Source organism: Sulfitobacter sp. PS-8MA (assembly GCF_040933935.1).
Taxonomy (GTDB): domain Bacteria; phylum Pseudomonadota; class Alphaproteobacteria; order Rhodobacterales; family Rhodobacteraceae; genus Sulfitobacter.
This window is the reverse complement of sequence record NZ_JBFQYJ010000004.1, coordinates 140,001-156,352: the sequence shown is the minus strand read 5'-3', so window position 1 is coordinate 156,352 and position 16,352 is coordinate 140,001. Positions and strand designations below refer to the sequence as shown.

17 protein-coding genes, 1 tRNA gene and 1 pseudogene are annotated in these 16,352 nt (G+C 63.1%); 10 read left to right on the top strand and 9 right to left on the bottom strand.

Annotation, left to right across the window (positions count from 1 at the left end; translation table 11 throughout):
• Positions 1-21: 21 nt before the first annotated feature.
• Together AB4M76_RS02605 and AB4M76_RS02600 are read right to left on the bottom strand one after the other, a co-directional pair.
• Positions 22-1,011 (bottom strand): TRAP transporter substrate-binding protein, encoded by a 990-nt coding sequence (locus AB4M76_RS02605; protein ID WP_368440243.1) that lies wholly within the window; start codon positions 1,009-1,011, stop codon positions 22-24.
• Positions 1,008-2,345 (bottom strand): NAD(P)/FAD-dependent oxidoreductase, encoded by a 1,338-nt coding sequence (locus tag AB4M76_RS02600; RefSeq protein WP_368440242.1) that lies wholly within the window; start codon positions 2,343-2,345, stop codon positions 1,008-1,010. The genes AB4M76_RS02605 and AB4M76_RS02600 overlap by 4 nt, the downstream gene beginning before the upstream one ends.
• Before the next feature lie 110 nt (positions 2,346-2,455).
• Here AB4M76_RS02600 and AB4M76_RS02595 point away from each other — a divergent pair, with 110 nt between their 5' ends.
• Positions 2,456-3,151 (top strand): aspartate/glutamate racemase family protein, encoded by a 696-nt coding sequence (locus tag AB4M76_RS02595; RefSeq protein ID WP_368440241.1) that lies wholly within the window; start codon positions 2,456-2,458, stop codon positions 3,149-3,151.
• Here the strand turns inward: AB4M76_RS02595 and AB4M76_RS02590 are convergent.
• Both AB4M76_RS02590 and AB4M76_RS02585 read right to left on the bottom strand, forming a co-directional pair.
• The gene (locus AB4M76_RS02590) at positions 3,148-4,362 is read right to left on the bottom strand and encodes a winged helix-turn-helix domain-containing protein (RefSeq protein ID WP_368440240.1); all 1,215 of its coding nucleotides are present in this window, start codon (positions 4,360-4,362) and stop codon (positions 3,148-3,150) included. The genes AB4M76_RS02595 and AB4M76_RS02590 overlap by 4 nt on opposite strands.
• Positions 4,359-5,396, bottom strand: coding sequence for a LacI family DNA-binding transcriptional regulator (locus AB4M76_RS02585; protein WP_368440239.1), 1,038 nt, complete (start codon positions 5,394-5,396; stop codon positions 4,359-4,361). Before AB4M76_RS02585 ends, AB4M76_RS02590 begins: the two co-directional genes overlap by 4 nt.
• A gap of 146 nt (positions 5,397-5,542) precedes the next feature.
• Here AB4M76_RS02585 and AB4M76_RS02580 point away from each other — a divergent pair.
• The 4 genes from AB4M76_RS02580 (at position 5,543) to AB4M76_RS02565 (ending at position 8,083) form a co-directional block, all read left to right on the top strand.
• Positions 5,543-5,619: transfer RNA gene (locus AB4M76_RS02580), tRNA-Arg, on the top strand.
• A 162-nt stretch (positions 5,620-5,781) separates the two neighbouring features.
• Positions 5,782-6,066: a DUF6522 family protein gene (locus AB4M76_RS02575; protein ID WP_368440238.1), complete on the top strand. Its 285-nt coding sequence runs from the start codon at positions 5,782-5,784 to the stop codon at positions 6,064-6,066.
• Between the two features lie 122 nt (positions 6,067-6,188).
• Positions 6,189-7,415, top strand: coding sequence for an NnrS family protein (locus AB4M76_RS02570; RefSeq protein ID WP_368440237.1), 1,227 nt, complete (start codon positions 6,189-6,191; stop codon positions 7,413-7,415).
• Entirely contained in the window at positions 7,415-8,083 is a 669-nt protein-coding gene (locus AB4M76_RS02565) for an NnrU family protein (RefSeq protein ID WP_368440236.1), read from the top strand. Before AB4M76_RS02570 ends, AB4M76_RS02565 begins: the two co-directional genes overlap by 1 nt.
• Positions 8,084-8,110: 27 nt before the next feature.
• Here the strand turns inward: AB4M76_RS02565 and AB4M76_RS02560 are convergent, their stop codons facing one another.
• Together AB4M76_RS02560 and AB4M76_RS02555 are read right to left on the bottom strand one after the other, a co-directional pair.
• Positions 8,111-8,491: a YbaN family protein gene (locus tag AB4M76_RS02560; RefSeq protein WP_368440235.1), complete on the bottom strand. Its 381-nt coding sequence runs from the start codon at positions 8,489-8,491 to the stop codon at positions 8,111-8,113.
• Positions 8,492-8,665: 174 nt separating this feature from the next.
• On the bottom strand, positions 8,666-9,094 hold the full coding sequence (locus AB4M76_RS02555) for a pseudoazurin (RefSeq protein ID WP_368440234.1): 429 nt from the start codon (positions 9,092-9,094) through the stop codon (positions 8,666-8,668).
• A gap of 99 nt (positions 9,095-9,193) precedes the next feature.
• Between AB4M76_RS02555 and AB4M76_RS02550 the strand changes: the two genes are divergently transcribed.
• Complete coding sequence (locus AB4M76_RS02550) at positions 9,194-9,883, top strand: Crp/Fnr family transcriptional regulator (protein ID WP_368440233.1); 690 nt, start codon at positions 9,194-9,196, stop codon at positions 9,881-9,883.
• Here AB4M76_RS02550 and AB4M76_RS02545 read toward each other — a convergent pair.
• Positions 9,877-10,101, bottom strand: coding sequence for a DUF1858 domain-containing protein (locus tag AB4M76_RS02545; protein ID WP_368440232.1), 225 nt, complete (start codon positions 10,099-10,101; stop codon positions 9,877-9,879). The two genes, AB4M76_RS02550 and AB4M76_RS02545, sit on opposite strands and share 7 nt — an antisense overlap.
• Before the next feature lie 221 nt (positions 10,102-10,322).
• On the opposite strand from AB4M76_RS02545, the gene nirK reads away from it, so the two are divergent.
• The 3 genes and pseudogenes from nirK to AB4M76_RS02530 all read left to right on the top strand — a co-directional run.
• Positions 10,323-11,471, top strand: a complete 1,149-nt coding sequence (gene nirK, locus AB4M76_RS02540; RefSeq protein WP_368440230.1) for a copper-containing nitrite reductase — start codon at positions 10,323-10,325, stop codon at positions 11,469-11,471.
• A gap of 55 nt (positions 11,472-11,526) precedes the next feature.
• Positions 11,527-12,360: an SUMF1/EgtB/PvdO family nonheme iron enzyme gene (locus tag AB4M76_RS02535; protein ID WP_368440229.1), complete on the top strand. Its 834-nt coding sequence runs from the start codon at positions 11,527-11,529 to the stop codon at positions 12,358-12,360.
• A 95-nt stretch (positions 12,361-12,455) separates the two neighbouring features.
• Positions 12,456-12,872: pseudogene (locus AB4M76_RS02530) on the top strand (flavodoxin domain-containing protein); the annotation flags it as partial.
• A gap of 180 nt (positions 12,873-13,052) precedes the next feature.
• Here the strand turns inward: AB4M76_RS02530 and AB4M76_RS02525 are convergent.
• Positions 13,053-13,730, bottom strand: a complete 678-nt coding sequence (locus AB4M76_RS02525) for a helix-turn-helix domain-containing protein (protein WP_368440228.1) — start codon at positions 13,728-13,730, stop codon at positions 13,053-13,055.
• A 158-nt stretch (positions 13,731-13,888) separates the two neighbouring features.
• On the opposite strand from AB4M76_RS02525, the gene AB4M76_RS02520 reads away from it, so the two are divergent.
• Positions 13,889-14,638: a response regulator gene (locus AB4M76_RS02520; protein WP_368440227.1), complete on the top strand. Its 750-nt coding sequence runs from the start codon at positions 13,889-13,891 to the stop codon at positions 14,636-14,638.
• Here AB4M76_RS02520 and AB4M76_RS02515 read toward each other — a convergent pair.
• On the bottom strand, positions 14,635-16,161 hold the full coding sequence (locus tag AB4M76_RS02515) for a PAS domain S-box protein (RefSeq protein WP_368440226.1): 1,527 nt from the start codon (positions 16,159-16,161) through the stop codon (positions 14,635-14,637). The genes AB4M76_RS02520 and AB4M76_RS02515 overlap by 4 nt on opposite strands.
• Positions 16,162-16,352 lie beyond the last annotated feature (191 nt).

Here is a 16,352-nt window from a genome sequence, read left to right as displayed (position 1 = left end):
GAGCCGCCGCAGGTTTTGCGATTATTCCGCCGATTTGTAGCTGTCGATAATCGCCTGACCGTCTTCGCCCGCGGCTTCGAGCCACTCCTGGGTCATGGTCTCACCGACTTCGCGCAGACCCGACATCAGCTCTTCGCTGGCCGGCTCGACGTTCATGCCACCTTCGCGCAGCCCGTCATAGGTGAACTGGGTGTAGTCCTTGGACGCTTGCAAGCCGCGTTCTTCGGCCTCGGTGGCGCAGGTGGTGATCGCCTCTTTGTTGGCATCCGAGACGCCTTCCCAGACATCGGCGTTCACCATCACGTAGTTGCGCGGCAGCCAGGCATCGACCTCGTAGAAATGCGTCAGGCTTTCCCAGACCTTCTGGTCATAGCCGGTGGCGCCCGAGGAGATCATCGATTCCGCAACGCCGGTGGCGAAGGCTTGGCTGACCTCGGCGGCCTCGATGGTGACGGGCGACATGCCGGTCAGCTCGGCCAGACGCGCGGTGGTGTTGTTGTAGGAGCGGAACTTCACGCCCTTCATGTCCTCGACCGAGTCGACTTCTTTCTTGAAGTAGAGACCCTGGGGCGGCCATGGCACGTTATAGAGCAAGACGAGGTTCTGCTCTTCGAGCACCGCTTCGACCTTGGGCTTGGCGGCTTCCCAGAGTTTCGCGCTGTCCTCGAAAGACGGGGCGAGGAAGGGGATCGAGTCAAAGCCAAAGATCGCGTTCTCGTTCTGGTGGCCCGAAAGCAGACGCTCGCCCAGTTGCACCTGCCCGGTCTGGATCGCGCGTTTGATGTCCGCGCCCGCAAAGAGCGCGCCGCCCGGATGCACGGTGATCTCGATCTCGCCGCCGGTCTTCTCAGCCACGCATTCGGCGAATTGCACGCCGTTTTCAGAATGGAAGTTCGAGGCGGAATAGGCCATCGGCATGTCCCATTTCTCGGCCGCGAAGGCGGGCATGGCCGCGCCGAGGGTCAGAGCCGTGCTGGCCGCACCGGCCATCAGTCTTGCTGTCAGTGTCATTTGGTTTCTCCCTTGTTGTTGCAGTCCCACGCTTGGCGTCCTCCGTCGAAGCGTTGGGGGTGATACGGGGCGAGATCCGTGTTTGGCGGCTGTCCCGTGATCAATCCGGCGATCAGTCGGCCCGTTTTCGGCCCGCCCGTCAACCCGATGTGGTGATGCCCAAAGGCGGTATAGACTCGGCTCGTTCCGATCTGCCCGATTAAAGGCAGAGAGTCGCTGGGGGCAGGGCGGTGGCCCAGCCATTCGATCTCTTCCGTGGCGGTGAGATGCGGAAAGGCCGCTTTGGCCTGTCGGCGCAGCAGCGCCAGCGGTGCTTTGGAGGCGCCCGCCTCCAACCCGCCAAACTCCACGATCCCGGCGCAGCGCAGCCCTTCGGCCATCGGCGTGGCAACGAATTTGCCTGCCGCCATCATGGTGGGGCGGGACGGGCCGCCTTCGGCATCCTTGAAGACGATGTGATAGCCGCGTTCAGACTCCAAGGGGACGTTGACGCCCAGCTTTTGCATCAGCGGTTTGGACCAGACCCCGGTGGCCAGCAGCACGTCATCGCAGGGCAGGGGGCCGGCGCTGGTCAGGACCGCTGTGACCTTTTCGCCGGTGATCTCAACGTCCTGCACCTCGGCTTGCCTAATGCTACCGCCCATGCCCTCAAAGGCTTTGGCCAGCGCGCGGACATAGCCGCCGGGGTCTGCGATGAAACCGTGGTCGGCCAGCCGGGCGATGCAGGTGATCTCGGGGCCAAAGGCCGGGTCGAACTCTTGCACCGCGCCGCCCTCGATAAGCTCCGGCGTGAAGCCCGCCGCCTTGCGCAGCGCCCATGTATAAGCCTCCGCCTCAAAGGCCGCGCGGTTGGTATAGGCAAAGCAATAGTCGCTGTCGCGGACCCAATCCGCCAGCCCCAGATCGGTGCAAAGCGCCTTGTGCTGGGCCAGGCTATCGCTGACGATCGGGGTTAGCCCGCGCGAGATGCGGCGGGTGTCGCGGTCATTGGCGTGGCCCATATAGCGGCGCAGCCAAGGCAGCAGACGCGGCACATAGGGCCAGCGCAGGAACAGCGGAAACTCCGGATTGCGCAGCATCCCCGGTGCTTTGCGCAGCAGCCCCGGCCCGGTGACAGGGGCCACCCCGCTGGCCGCCAAGACACCGCCGTTGCCATGCGAGGTGCCACGCCCCGGCTCGGCGCGGTCCAGCAGGGTCACCTGCGCTCCGGCACGGCGTAGCCAGATCGCGGCAGAGACGCCGACGATGCCTGCGCCGATGACGACGACATGCTGGCTCATGGTTGGAGGCTTTCGATTTTCAGCCGCATGATACAATGCTCCCTTTGTCGGCATCTTTACACAAAAAATCATCACGTCAATAAAATGCTGATAAAATGTCATCGTTCGGGTTTCTCTTGTCTCGCCCCGCCCGCAAAGGCACCCTGCGCCCAAACGGGGGGCATATGGCAAACGAGACTGTCGCGCGGCTGGGGATATTGATGTTGGATACGCGGTTTCCGCGCATTCTGGGGGATGTCGGCAATGCGGGCAGTTGGGATTTTCCGGTGCGTTATGCGGTGGTGCCGGGGGCCACGCCCGAAGCGATTGTTTGCGATGATATCGAACCCTTCGTGCAGGCTTTCATCGCGGCGGGGCGGGGGCTGGTCGCCCAAGGCTGCACTGGCATCGCCACCACCTGCGGTTTCCTGGCCCTGATCCGGCCCCGGCTGGCCGAGGCGCTAGGCGTGCCCGTTGCGGCCTCGGCTTTGGAGCAGGCCGGGCAGATCGCCGCCTGCCTGCCGCCGGGCCAGCGGGTGGGGATTTTAACGATCTCGGCCCGCACGCTTTCGCCCGCGCATCTGCGGGCTGCCGGCGTGCCCGGGGGCAGTCCGGTGGTGGGGATGGAGGGCAGCAGTTTTGCAAGCGCCATCCTTGGCAATGCCCCTGAGATTGATATCGCCCAAGCGCGGGCCGATATGGTGCAGGCGGCAAAGCGGTTGGTCGCGGCCCCGGGCGATGTCGGCGCGATCCTGTTGGAATGCACCAATATGGTCCCCTATGCGCCCGACATTGCAGCAGCAACCGGACGGCCAGTGCATTCGATCCACAGCTATCTGAACTGGTTTCACGCGGGGCTTGCGCCGCCCCGCTTTGGCTAGACGGGCTCGCGCAGCCAACCGTCGGCGAACCGCAGTTGCCCCACCCCGGCCAGCGGCAGCAGACGTTGCAGTTCCGCCTCAAAGGCCGCTTGCCGCCCCTTGCCCCAGCGAACCCCATGCTCGGGCCAAAGCGCGGTGATGCGCAAGGCGTCCTGATCGCGATGCGCTTTCATATCGAGACGGCCCACCAGACGGTCGCCCTGTAGCAGGGGGAAGACATAGTAGCCGTATTTGCGCTGCGCCTCCGGCACGAAGACCTCGATCCGGTAGTCAAAGCCGAAAAGCCGCGCCGCGCGTTTGCGGTCGCGCAGGGCCGGGTCGAAGGGGCTGAGCACGCGCAGACGTTTGGGCGGATCGCGGGTGAGGGCAGGGTCATCGGCCCAGCCGGGGCGGGTAAAGGCGGGGCGCAGGCTGCCGTCGGCGGCCTCCAGGTCGATCTCTTCCAACCGCCCCGCGGTAAGCTCCGCCGCGCACCAGCCCCGCGCCTCGGCAGGGGAGATATGCGCCCAAAAGGCCGCCAACTCCCCCGCCGTGGCAAAGCCCAAACGCGCCAGCGCCTGATCGCAGCACCAGTCGATTGTTTGGGGCGGGTCGGGGGCCTTGGTCGGATCACGCAGCGCTGCTGGCACCACCCGCTCGGTCAGATCATAGCGCTTGCGAAACCCTTCGCGCCCGGTCACCGCCAGCGCGCCGCTGCGCCACAGATACTCCAGCGCTGTTTTCGACGGATGCCATTGCCACCAGCCGCCGCTGCGGCGCGGCTCCTCCCGGCCCACATCCGATGAGGTGACCGGCCCCTCTGCGCGGACCTGTTCCAAGACGCTTTGCAACTGCGCTTCGAAATCATGGCGCTGCCAATCCTTCCAGCGGCCCAGCAGCTTCTCCGCATCACGGGTCCGGCGCAGCTGCCACTGCGGGTAGAATTCCATCGGGATGACGGCGGCATCATGGGTCCAATGTTCAAACAGCGCCCGGTCTTTTTCATAGAGCCGTTTCAGCGCGGCGGGACGGTAGCGCGACCGGCGGGCGAAGAGGATCAGATCATGCGCCCGTGCCACCGTGTTGATGCTGTCGAGCTGCACAAAGCCCAGATCATGGATCAGCTTCAGCAGCGCGGCCCCCTTGGCCGGTCCCTGCGGCGGGTCGGACAGCAGATGCCGCGTCAGAAACAACCGCCGCGCGGCGCCATTGCCGAGACGCGCGCGGCTCACCCCTGACGGCGGCGGCGCAGGGTATCGCCCAGCGACAGGGTCGGGGTGAGGGTTACTTGGGTCTGCAGGTCGGGGTCCGGCTCCGGCTGGGTCTGGTTGAGGATGATCCGCGCCGCCGCCTGGCCGATCTCGTTGCGGCAGGCGTCCATCGTCGCCAATTGACGCGGCAGACCCTGCAGCAATTCGACATTGTTGAAACCGGCAAGGCCAATCTGACCGGGAATGTCGATGCCCTGGTCGAGCAGATGCAGCAGCCCGCCCGCGCCGATCATGTCGTTGGAATAATAGAGGAAATCGAGATCGGGCGAGCGTTCCAGCATCTCCTGCGTCATCTCGCGCCCCTTGGCCAGCGCGGAGCCGCCGGAGTAGAAGGCGCGGTCTTCGATCTCGACCCCCGCCTTGGCCAGCCCTTCGGTAAAGCCCTCAAAGCGTTTGCGAGCGCGGTGGTCGAGCGGCATTTTCGTGCCCATGAAGCCAATCCGCTCATAGCCTTCGCGCAGGATCGCCTGCGCCATCTCACGCCCCGCGCGGCGGTGCGAAATGCCCACCATCGCATCGACGGGTTTGCCGTCGGTGTCCATGATCTCGACCACCGGAATCCCCGCATTGCGCAGCATGGCGCGGCTGGCGTCGGAATGCTCCAGCCCCGCGATGATCACGCCCGATGGCCGCCACGAGAGCATCTCATAAAGCACCCGCTCTTCCTTCTCGGGCAGGTAGTCCGTCACCCCCACCACCGGCTGTAGCGGCGTGTTCTCAAGCACCTGATTGATGCCGTTGAGCACTTCGGGGAAGACCATATTGCCAAGCGAGGGGATGATGACCGCCACGAGGTTCACCCGCTGGCTGGCCAGAGATCCGGCGATCTGGTTCGGCACATAGCCAAGCGATTTGGCCGCCGCGAGCACCCGGTCGCGGGTGGCCTCGGAGACATCGCCCCGCTTGCGCAGAACGCGGCTGACCGTCATCTCGGAAACACCACAAGCATCGGAAACATCGCGTAGAGTCAGCGGGCGTTTGGGGGGTGTGCTCAATTTGGTTTTCCTGTTCGCTTTTCCCTCAGTCTGCGCGAAGCGCGGCGCACGATCAAGCACTGCCGCCGCCGCGCCGCGACGCGGGGCTCATCGGTTGCCATTCTGCCGATGACATCACCCCCCGCTTGCGCTAAACCGCCCCCGTCGGCCCCGTGGCTCAACTGGATAGAGCAGCCCCCTCCTAAGGGGCAGGTTGCAGGTTCGAATCCTGCCGGGGTCGCCATGGTTTGCGGGTTGCAGAGCTGCCGGTCGACCGCCCTGTCCAGCTGACGTTGCCCCGGTGAGGAAAGTTTTTTTGGCCGACGTGAAACGTTTCTTCACTGGGACAGGCGCATCGCCCTACCATCCGGTTTTGAACGGGGGACACCCGACACATGGAGTGGTTATGAAAATTGAGATGCAAGACGGACAGCCGGTTATTGACGCGGGCGACCTTGGCCCACTGCTGGGGCTTGAACCTGCGGTGGTGCAAGAAAAGATGCGTCGGGGGGAGATCACCAGCCGCTATGAAACCGGCGCGGGGGAAGATGCCGGGCGCTTTCGACTGACCTTTTTCCACGCCGTAACGCGGCTTCGGCTGACCTGTGCGGCGGATGGGACGGTGATCCAGCGCAGCAAAACGACGGGGACGCAGCGGGGAGAGGGGGCGGTAACGCCAAGGGCGCGGTAGCAGGCGCGACACGGTTTGATAGACCCTCGCCGGAATTTCCCTGCGATCTTTGCGCCAGAACAAATTCGGCTGCCGTGGGAAATGGTAAGAGCGGCTGTCTGAGTTTGCGCCGGGGTGGCATCATGGAAAACAAGCGGCCAAGAGGGCTTTCGGCTGTGGGGGCGCAGATGATGGCGCTGCAGTCGCGCAGGGCGAGGACGCCGACGCTGTTCAGCTACGGCTTTCGGCCGTTTTTCCTGTTCGCGGTGCTCTGGGCCCTTCTGGCCATGGGGCTGTGGCTGTTGATCCTCTGGGGGCGTCTTGATCTGCCCAGCCGCTTCGATCCGGTGACTTGGCATGCCCATGAATTCCTCTTTGGGTATCTCAGCGCCGTTCTGGCGGGGTTCTTGCTGACGGCCCTGCCGAATTGGACGGGACGTTTGCCGATCGTCGGCTGGCCCTTGGCCTTGCTGTTCACAGTTTGGCTCGCCGGGCGCGTGGGGCTGTTCTTCTCTGCGACCCTGCCGCGGGCCGTGGCGCCGGTGATTGATCTGGCGTTCCTGCTGGTGCTCGGGGGCATTGTCCTGCGCGAGATCGTGGCGGGGCGGAACTGGCGCAACCTGATTGTGCTCGCGCTTCTGGCCGTATTCGCGCTGGCAAATGGGGTGTTTCACTTTCAAGCGCTGCGCGGTGAACCGGCGGCTCAGGGGGTCGGGCTTCGGCTTGGGGTGGCCACGGCGATCATGATGATCGCGGTGATCGGGGGGCGGATCATCCCGTCTTTTACGCGGAACTGGTTGGTGCAGATGCAGAGCACTGCACGCTGCGCAAAGCCGATGCAGCGGTTCGATCAACTGACGCTGCTGGCCAGTTTGCCCGTGCTGCTGGTCTGGGTTCTGCGCCCGGAAGCGGCCTATACGGGGGCCGCGCTTTTGCTATTCGCCCTGTTGCACCTCGCGCGGCAGGCGCGCTGGCAGCCGTTGCGGACCGGGCGCGAGCCGTTGGTCTGGATATTGCATATTGCCTATGCCTTTGTCCCGGCGGGGGCCTTGGCGCTTGGCCTCGCGCCATTGGGCGGCGGGTTTGACCCTGCGGCCGCCCAGCATCTGTGGATGAGCGGGGCCATCGGGGGCATGACGCTGGCGGTGATGTCGCGGGCCACGCTTGGGCATAGCGGGCAGGCCCTGCGGGCGGGGCAGATGACGGTATTGGTCTATCTAGCGATCATTGGCGCTGCGGTGACGCGCGGTTTGGCGCCGTTTTGGTCTGGCTTTGCACCTCTCTCCGGGGTCTTGTGGCTATTGGCCTTTGCCGGGTTCTTGCTGGCCTACGGCGGGGCGCTTTTGCGACCGAGAAGGGAGGGACCGTGATGAGCTGGCTTGGGTTCACCGTAATCTTCGCGCTGTTCTTTGCAACCCATTCTATTCCGGTCCGCCCCGGGGTGAAGGCGCGGATCGTCCACCAGATTGGCGCAAGGAACTTTGGCATCGGCTATTCGATCCTCTCGACCGCCATGCTTGCCCTGCTGATCTGGAGCGCGGGGCAGGCGCCCTATGTGCAGCTTTGGCCGCAGATGATCTGGCAGCGGCATCTGGTGCAACTAGGGATGCTGGGCGTTTGTCTGCTCATCGCCTTCGCGATTGCGCGGCCTAATCCGTTTTCCTTTGGCGGGGCGCATGATGACGAATTTGACCCCGCGCGCCCGGGGTTCATAGGGGTTATGCGGCACCCTCTGCTGGTCGCTTTGGCGCTCTGGGCGGGGCTGCATCTATTGCCGAATGGGGATTTGGCGCATGTGATCCTGTTCGCGGTATTGGCCGGATTTGCGATTGCCGGCAGGGCCGTGATCGACCGGCGCAAGAAACGTCAGATGGGCCAATTGCAGTGGGACAGCCTGCGCCGCCGGACCGCAGCGGCGCCGCGGTTTTCTTGGCCCGCCTCGCCCGCAGGCGCCGCGATAAGGGCCGCCCTGGGGATCGGCGCTTTCGTCACCCTGCTGTGGCTGCACCCGCTGGTGATCGGCGTATCCGCGCTTTAGCGTCACGTAGGCCCGCGCTTGGCGCGGTCAGCTTGGCCGGGTCAGGATGTAGAGGGCCGCAGCTGCCATACAGAGCGCCTGCAAGATCAGCACAAAGCTCGCCACCGCAAGCACATAAGACAGCGCCAGAGCGGCCAGCATCATGGTGATGGCAAGGATCTTGTAGCGTTTGGCGATGGCACCATGGGTCCGCCAGTCCAGAATGATCGGCCCAAAGACCCGATGCCGCCGCAGCCAGCGTTCGAAAGACGGGGCGCTTTTGGCGAAAGCAAAGCTTGCCAGAATGACCAGAGGGGTGGTGGGCAAAAGCGGCAGCACGACGCCCAAGGCGCCAAGAGCCAAGGCCAGGATGCCGAGCGTGAACCAGAACAGACGTTTTAGGTCGGGGAGGCGAATGGGGTGTCTCATTTCAAGCTGGGGCGTCATCTCCGGCTGCCCGCCGGGCCTTGGAGAGGTCTTGAGGGATGTGGCTATCAGAAAGCGGCGGCGGGCTAAAGTTGTCTCTTTGCCAAAGCGGGCTTCCGTCAAACGCAAAGAGCGGCACCGAAGCGCCGCCCTCTCTGCCTGTCTTGCCGTGGCAGGTCATTCAACCTTGGCAAACAGGTCTGCCATACGGCCTTTGGCCTTGCCCTTGTGTTTCACCGCTTCTGCCGCTTCAAGGTTGACCGCATCGCCCACCTGGATCAGCGCGATCATCCCCATGGCGTAGTGCGGGGTGCATTTGATGCCGTAAAGCCCTTCCTGCTCGACCTTCAGATCGAACTCCTTGTTGAACTTGGTTTTGAAACGCTCAGCCCCTTCGGGCAGCATGCCCTTGATGTCTTCGACATTGTGGCCCTTGTCGGTCGGCAGGAAGCGGATCACATCGCCCACTTCGGCTTTGATAAAGGCAGGTTCGAACACCATCGCGCCGTCTTCACCTTTGTTGAGCATCTTGACCTCAAAGGTCTCTGCCTGGGCGCCTGCGGCAATCATCGCGAGCAACGCGCCGGCCATCAGCTTCTTGATCATCTTGAATTCCTTTCATCTGATCGTGTTGTTTCGTCGAGATCTGATATGCGCTATGCCCCCGGGTGAGACGTTGATCTAAAACAAACTCTTGGGACAAACGTGCAAAAACTTGATGAAAGCCTGCTGAGTGGTCTGCCGCCCTTTAGCCGTTTGAACCGGGCGCAGATCCGGGAGATTCTGGACCAAGCCCGCATCCAGCGTTTCGAAGAAGGTGAGGAAGTGTTCAGCGAAGGCATGGAGGCCACCCATTTCCATCTGCTGCTGGACGGTTTTCTGCGGGTCGTGCGCACCACCGCCGGGGGCGAGCAGATCATCGTGCTGCATATCTCGCCCGGTCAGCTCTTTGGCATCGCCGCCGCCCTTCAGCGTGATACCTATCCAGCCACGGCGGTGACGGCGGCGGAATCGATTGTGCTGTCCTGGCCCTCGCCCCTATGGGCCGGGTTCACCGCGCAATACGAGGGCTTTGCGACCGAATCCTACAAGACTGTGGGGCAGCGTCTGGGGCAGATTCAGGACACGATGACCGAGATCGCCACCCAGGCGGTCGAACAGCGGGTCGCGGCGGCGGTGCTGCGCATGGTCAATCAAAGCGGGCGCAAGACAGAGGAGGGGATCGAGATCGGTTTCCCCGTCACGCGCCAGAACATCTCGGATATGACGGGCACGACGCTGCACACGGTCAGCCGGATGCTATCGGCTTGGGAGAAAGACGGGATCGTGCGCTCCACGCGCAAACATATCGTGGTCACGGCCCCGCACCGTCTGGTGGAGATCAGCGGTCACTGATCCGGCCTTGCCGCCCGGACGTGCGCTTTGATATCGGCGCGGAATTGCGCCTCGTCCAGCCCCGCGCGGCGGCAGGCATCTGAAAGCGCGTAGAAACGCGCGACCGGGCAGCCGGGGCAGGCCATATTATGTTTGAAAAACAAGGCGGCCGCTTCGGGCCAATGTTCAAACAGCGCCGCCAGAGACAAATCCGGGTCGTCGAAATCCGGTTTTTGCATGATATCCTCCTGACCATCCCCCCAGATTGCGCCGCCGGTGGCGCCCTGTCTTTGCGCCCGCGCAAACTGCCCAACTATCGCGGCGCGAGTTAACGGCGCCCCGGGCTTTTTCTCTATCCAGTTGGTTTTGCTGTCAGAAGTTTGCGCCTGCGCAAAGTTCCCGTGCCGAGGGCGGGCTATCCCTGTCGCAACAGCAATACAGTCCGAAAAGGGGACATCAGATGTTAACACGACGCGCCGCATTGATGGGAGCCGCAGGCATCGCCGCGCTGCCCGTTCTGGCCAAAGCCGCCACTGCCGAGGAAATCATGGACACATCGATGGCCGAGCCGGTCGATCTGTCGAGCCTCAAGCGGATCAAGCACAAACTTCTGCGCCCGCCGATGGTTCACCCCCATGAGCAGACCGCGCCGGCGGAGCCTCGGGTGGTCGAATTCGAGTTGCAGATCGTGGAAAAGGAGGTCGAGGTCGATGATGGCGCCTATCTTCAGGCGATGACCTTTGACGGCTCGATCCCCGGCCCGCTGATGGTGGTGCATGAGGGCGATTATGTCGAGCTGACCCTTTATAACTCGCCCGAAAACCTGATGCAGCACAATATCGACTTCCACTCGGCCACCGGGGCTTTGGGCGGCGGCTCGCTGACCCTTGTGAACCCCGGCGAAAAGACCGTGCTGCGCTTCAAGGCGACCCGGCCCGGCACTTTCGTCTATCACTGTGCGCCGGGCGGCCCGATGATCCCCTGGCACGTCGTCTCGGGCATGGCGGGGGCGATCATGGTGCTGCCGCGCGACGGGCTGCGTGATCCGGAGGGCAAGCCGGTGCGTTATGACAGGGTGTTCTACATCGGCGAGAATGACTTCTATATCCCACGCGATGCGGCCGGCGCCTTCAAACGCTTTGCGGATGTGGGCGAGAGCTATCCCGACACACTCGAAGTGATGAACAAGCTGATCCCGAGCCATGTGGTCTTCAACGGCAAGGTGGGTGCGCTCACCGGCGACAATGCCCTGACCGCGAAGCAGGGGGAGAAGATCCTCTTTGTGCACAGCCAGGCCAACCGCGACAGCCGTCCGCACCTGATCGGCGGCCATGGCGATCTGGTCTGGGAGCGCGGCAAGTTCAACAACCCGCCCGCGCGTGATCTGGAGACTTGGTTCATCGCTGGCGGCTCTGCCGGGGCGGCGCTTTATGAGTTCTTGCAGCCCGGCGTCTATGCCTATGTGAACCACAATCTGATCGAGGCGGTGAACCTCGGCGCCACCGCGCATATCGTGGTGGATGGCGATTGGGACAATGATCTGATGGAGCAGGTGCAGGCGCCCGTCGAATATGACGCGACCTACGAGGGCAGATCGGCGCTGCCGTGATCGAAAGCTGGGGCGGCCGTTTCGCGGTCGCCCTTGATCTATGGAAGGATGTGTCATGGGCAAACATCTGAGCGGCAAGGGGCTGGGCAAAGCGGCGCTCTTTGCGGCGGGTCTCTTATTCCTCGGCAGTCTTTCCGCGCTGCGAGAGGGGGTGCCTGAAAACGGCCCCGCCCTTATCACCGTCCCAGCCGGGGAGGTGCGGCTGCGCCCCATGGGCAACTTCTCGACCCGAGGCAAAGCGACCGATGCGCCGATGGCGCAGGTGCAACTGCCCGCCTTTGAGATGATGAAATACCAAGTGACGCAGGCGCAATATGGCCGCTGTGTTGCAGCGGGCGCTTGTGCCGCAGTGCCGAGCGTGCGGGCTGTGGATCCTGCCCAGCAGCCGCAGACCCATGTCAGCTGGCGGGACGCGACCCGCTATGCGGCGTGGTATTCTGAACAGACGGGGCGCCACTGGCGGCTGCCTTCGGCGGAGGAATGGCACAGGGCCGCGGCGGAGCGTTATGACGCGCGCATGGATGACGCGGCGGGCGTCGCGGCAGCGCGCGACCCCGGCGCGCGGATGTTGGCGCAATATGCGGATGGCAGAGCGGCGCGGGGCGAGGCGGTTTCAGGCCAGCGCCCGATAGGCAGCTTTGGCGAGAACGCCCTGGGCTTTGCGGATATGGCGGGCAATGTCTGGGAATGGACCGATGGCTGTTTTGCGAACGGTGTGCTGCGCGCCGATGGCAGTGTTCAGCGCACTGCCGATTATTGTGGCGTCAGGATCGCCGCCGGGGCGCATCCGGCGGCGGTGATCAACTTCGTCCGCGATGCCAGTGTCGGCGGCTGCGCGGTGGGCTTGCCACCGGATCATCTGGGGTTTCGGCTCGTTCGGGGGCGGTAGCTCAATTTGAAATTCGGCGCGGTTGTTGATCTTGCGCAAACCCCGCAGCGCTGCGGCGCGGTAGGTTTGGCAGATCATAGGAGAGGATTTTCGACATGCATATGCTCATCGCCTATTCCACAACCGAAGGGCAGTCGGCCAAAATTGCCCAATTCGCAGCGGATCAGATGGCCGAGAGAGGTCATGAGACCATTATCCTTAATCTCGATGAAACCCGCGACGCCCCGGATCTGACCGCTGTGCAAAGGGTGATTTTGGTGGGGTCGGTTCATGAACGGCGCCATTCACCGGCACTTGAGACCTTTATGCAGGCGCGCCGGGTCTGGCTGTCGGCGCGGCCTGTGATGTTGATCTCTGTCAGCCTCAGCGCCGCCTTCGCGCGCGGGCGGGAGGAGGCGCAGGACTATGTCATCGAAACCCAGATGCGCTGCGGTTTCACGCCAGATGACGTGGTCCTTGCAGCCGGGGCTGTGAAGCCCGGCAGCTATGACTATTTCGCCCAGTCGGTGGTGCGCTTTGTCGTGCTGAACGACCGGGAGTTTGAATGGGATCATCCGACCATGAGTTTACCGATTGGGCCGCGCTGGCCCAGCGGTTGGAGCGGTTCTGCGCAAGCACAAAGACGCAGGGCGATGCGCCCCATGTGGCAAGCAAATAGCGGGCCCGCCGCGATCTGGCACGACCGGCGCGATCTAGTCGCTGGCCTGCGAGGCGGCGACGAGGGCATCCATGTCCTTGATCAGAACCGTCTGGGAGGTATCCAGCGCGATGATATTCTCTTTGCGCAGGCGGGTGAGGGTCCGGCTGACAGTTTCAATCGTAAGGCCAAGGAAATCTGCGATGTCGGCGCGGCTCATGGGCAGGGCGCAGGTCATATAGCTGCCGATCGGCGTGCCGATCCGTTCCGCGAGCGTGATCAGAAAGGACGCGACTTTCTCGATCGCGGATTTCCGGGCGAGCATCATGAAATGATCCTGCATGGCAGAGATTTCGCGCAACGCCGCGTGGAGCAGACGTTGATGTGTGCGGTGGTCCCCTTCAAGCGTGTCGAGCGTGTGCCGGCGATGGGCGATCACCTTGGCAGATTGGATCGCCTCGCAATCGCTGTGATGGAAGGTGCCATTTGGAAAGCCGATGATATCGCCGGGCAGGCCAAAGGCGATGACCTGCCGCCGGCCGTTGTCGAGCACGCGGGTCAGGCGAAAGACGCCGGCGGTGATCTCGTAGATATTGTCGGCCATATCCCCTTCGCGGAACAGATGCGCTCCGACCGCGAGGCTTTTGCGTTGGGACGCCATCACAGAGGCGTGGTGCGAAACGCAGATCTCGGCGTTTGCGGGGCTGAACTCACTGGATAATGTCACGTACATGCGATCGTCCTTCTTGAAGTGCGATCTCAATCTCAGCTGCGCGTCGCAGGAATACCCTTGGCCCTGTATCTCTTTGTATCAATTTGTCGCGGCTGCCGGTATCGCGGGCGGCTGGCCCTGATCGGGTTTGCCCACTATAAAAACGGAAACTTCTGTGGATGGTGGCGGTGGCTGCGAAAAATATCCTTGTCGTCGACGATGATGCCAAAATCCGAACCCTCCTTCGGCGATGCCTTGAGGGGGATGGCTATAGCGTGGTCGAGGCGCATGACGCGCAGACTGTGCGCGCGGCTTTCGCGGCAGCGCATTTCGACCTTGTGACCCTGGACCTCAACCTCGGCGTGGAGGACGGGCTTGATATCGCGCGCGAGCTTCACCGTGACCAAGATGTGCCCATTTTCATGCTCACGGGTAAGGATGATGTGATCGACCGTGTGGTGGGGCTGGAGCTGGGCGCGGACGATTACCTGACCAAACCCTTCCACATCCGCGAAGTTCTGGCGCGGGTCAAATCGGTGCTGCGCCGCAGTGGCAAGCGGGACAGGGATGAAGAGGTGCCGCCGCCGGGGCCGGGGGCGGAGGATCCATGGCTGTCGCTCGATGGTCTGAAGGTCAAGCTTGACCGTATGCTGCTGGTCGACCGCGACGGTCAGGAATGTGACCTCACCACAGCAGATTTCAAACTTCTCGCGGCCTTTCTTGACCACGCCAAGAAACCTCTGTCCCGCGACCGGCTGATGGATCTGATCGACGGGCAGAGCTGGGCACCGCTGGACCGCACCATCGACAATCAGGTGGCGCGTCTGCGCAAGAAGGTCGAGCGTGACCCGGCGCGCCCCTTGTTGATCAAGACCGTGCGGGGGGTTGGATATGTCCTGACCGAGGCCCCGCAGGCCATGCAGGGTTAACCCTCCAGCAGCAGGCGCAGGGCTTCGGCCAATTCCGCTTGCCGGTAGGGTTTGCGCAGAATCGGGAACTCCTCGGCTTCCGCGCCCTGCAGGATGTTTTCCGAAAACCCAGAGGTGATCAATATCCGCAGGTGGGGCATCTTTTCCGCGATCCGCTTGGCGAGGGCATGGCCCGACAGTTCGCCGGGCATCACCAGATCGGTAAAGACCAGATCGATGTCATCCCGCGTCTTGAGGATGGCCCAGGCCGCATCGCCGGTCGTCGCCGTGACACAGTCAAAGCCGAGCGCCTTTAGGCGCGTCTCGGACAGGCGCAGCACCATCGGGTCATCCTCGACCAGCAGCACCCGCAGCCCCGCGCCGATCCCGAGGTTGCGCTCTGCGGTCTGCCCATGATCCGGGCTCTGCGCCGCTGCGGTCTTGAGCGCCGGGAAATAGAGGCTGATCGTCGTGCCTTTGCCAAGCTCACTGTAGATCGCAATATGCCCCCCGGATTGCTTGATGAAACCATAGACCATCGACAGCCCCAGGCCGGTTCCCTGGCCCATGGGTTTGGTGGAAAAGAACGGCTCCAGCGCCCGGGTGCGGGTTTCGGCGGTCATGCCTTCGCCGGTGTCGGCGATCGACAGGCGGATATAATCGCCCATATCAATGCCGATCTCCTGCGCGACATAGGTGTCATCCAGCCGCATGTTGCGCGTCTCCAGCGTCAGCTTGCCGCCAGACGGCATGGCATCCTGCGCATTCAGGGCGATGTTCAGAACCGCCGTTTGAAGCTGCGACGCATCCACCCGGGCCTGCCACAGGTCCTCGGCAAAATCGGTTTCCACCGCGATATGCGCGCCAATCGTCCGGCTGAGCATGGCCACGGCCTTGGCGACCTCGGCGTTCAGGTCGACCACCTCGGAATTCAACGTGCTTTTGCGGGCAAAGGCCATCAGCCGGGAGGTGAGATCCGCCCCGACCTCCGCCGCTTCCAGCGCATCCGAAATCAGCGCGGCGCTTTTCTCAGAGGTTTCGGACATTTCAAGCAGTTCCAGATTGCCGATCACCACGGTGAGCAGATTGTTGAAGTCATGTGCAATGCCGCCCGTCATCTGGCCAATGGCATCCATCCGCTGAGACCGGGCCGTCGCTTCCTCGGCGGCTTTCCGGCGCGAGAGGTCATGCATGATGCCCACAAAGGCGACCTCCCCCGCGATATCGGCCCGGCCCACCGAAAGATGCAGCGGAAAGACACTGCCATCCGCGCGCATCCCTTCGACATCGCGCCCGATCCCGATGATCCGCTTTTCCCCGGTCCCAAGATGGTGGCTTAGAAAGCCGTCGTGACGCGCAGCCATGGCCTCGGGCATCAGGACCCGCACATTCTGCCCGACCAGCGCATCCGCCGCATGACCAAAGAGCGCCGCAGCCGCCTTGTTCACCCTCAGGATATTGCCCCGATGATCCGAGACAACCATGGCATCGACCGCAGCATCCAAAAGCGCGAGCAGCACGGGGCTTTCGTCGTTAATCTTCATGCGAGGGTTCCGTTTGTAGTGAACTGTTGGACAGCAAATGCGGTCCTGCGGTAGCATGCAAGCGGTTGAATGTCCTTGGGCGCGGTTAGGCTGCAATATGAATGACGGTCTTTATACATATTCTATGGCGCGGCTCCCTGAATGACGCCGATACTATGGGCCGCGTTCCGCCCGCTGCATTGATCTGGATC

Excerpts from the sequence above, each read along its gene's own strand:
- AB4M76_RS02605 (WP_368440243.1), bottom strand. The coding sequence starts at position 1,011 with ATGACACTGACAGCAAGACTGATGGCCGGTGCGGCCAGCACGGCTCTG.
- AB4M76_RS02545 (WP_368440232.1), bottom strand. The coding sequence starts at position 10,101 with ATGCAAAAACCGGATTTCGACGACCCGGATTTGTCTCTGGCGGCGCTG.
- AB4M76_RS02600 (WP_368440242.1), bottom strand. The coding sequence starts at position 2,345 with ATGCCGACAAAGGGAGCATTGTATCATGCGGCTGAAAATCGAAAGCCT.
- AB4M76_RS02515 (WP_368440226.1), bottom strand. The coding sequence starts at position 16,161 with ATGAAGATTAACGACGAAAGCCCCGTGCTGCTCGCGCTTTTGGATGCT.
- AB4M76_RS02565 (WP_368440236.1), top strand. The coding sequence starts at position 7,415 with ATGAGCTGGCTTGGGTTCACCGTAATCTTCGCGCTGTTCTTTGCAACC.
- AB4M76_RS02535 (WP_368440229.1), top strand. The coding sequence starts at position 11,527 with ATGGGCAAACATCTGAGCGGCAAGGGGCTGGGCAAAGCGGCGCTCTTT.
- AB4M76_RS02525 (WP_368440228.1), bottom strand. The coding sequence starts at position 13,730 with ATGTACGTGACATTATCCAGTGAGTTCAGCCCCGCAAACGCCGAGATC.
- AB4M76_RS02520 (WP_368440227.1), top strand. The coding sequence starts at position 13,889 with ATGGTGGCGGTGGCTGCGAAAAATATCCTTGTCGTCGACGATGATGCC.
- nirK (WP_368440230.1), top strand. The coding sequence starts at position 10,323 with ATGTTAACACGACGCGCCGCATTGATGGGAGCCGCAGGCATCGCCGCG.
- AB4M76_RS02555 (WP_368440234.1), bottom strand. The coding sequence starts at position 9,094 with ATGATCAAGAAGCTGATGGCCGGCGCGTTGCTCGCGATGATTGCCGCA.
- AB4M76_RS02595 (WP_368440241.1), top strand. The coding sequence starts at position 2,456 with ATGGCAAACGAGACTGTCGCGCGGCTGGGGATATTGATGTTGGATACG.
- AB4M76_RS02575 (WP_368440238.1), top strand. The coding sequence starts at position 5,782 with ATGAAAATTGAGATGCAAGACGGACAGCCGGTTATTGACGCGGGCGAC.
- AB4M76_RS02560 (WP_368440235.1), bottom strand. The coding sequence starts at position 8,491 with ATGAGACACCCCATTCGCCTCCCCGACCTAAAACGTCTGTTCTGGTTC.
- AB4M76_RS02570 (WP_368440237.1), top strand. The coding sequence starts at position 6,189 with ATGGAAAACAAGCGGCCAAGAGGGCTTTCGGCTGTGGGGGCGCAGATG.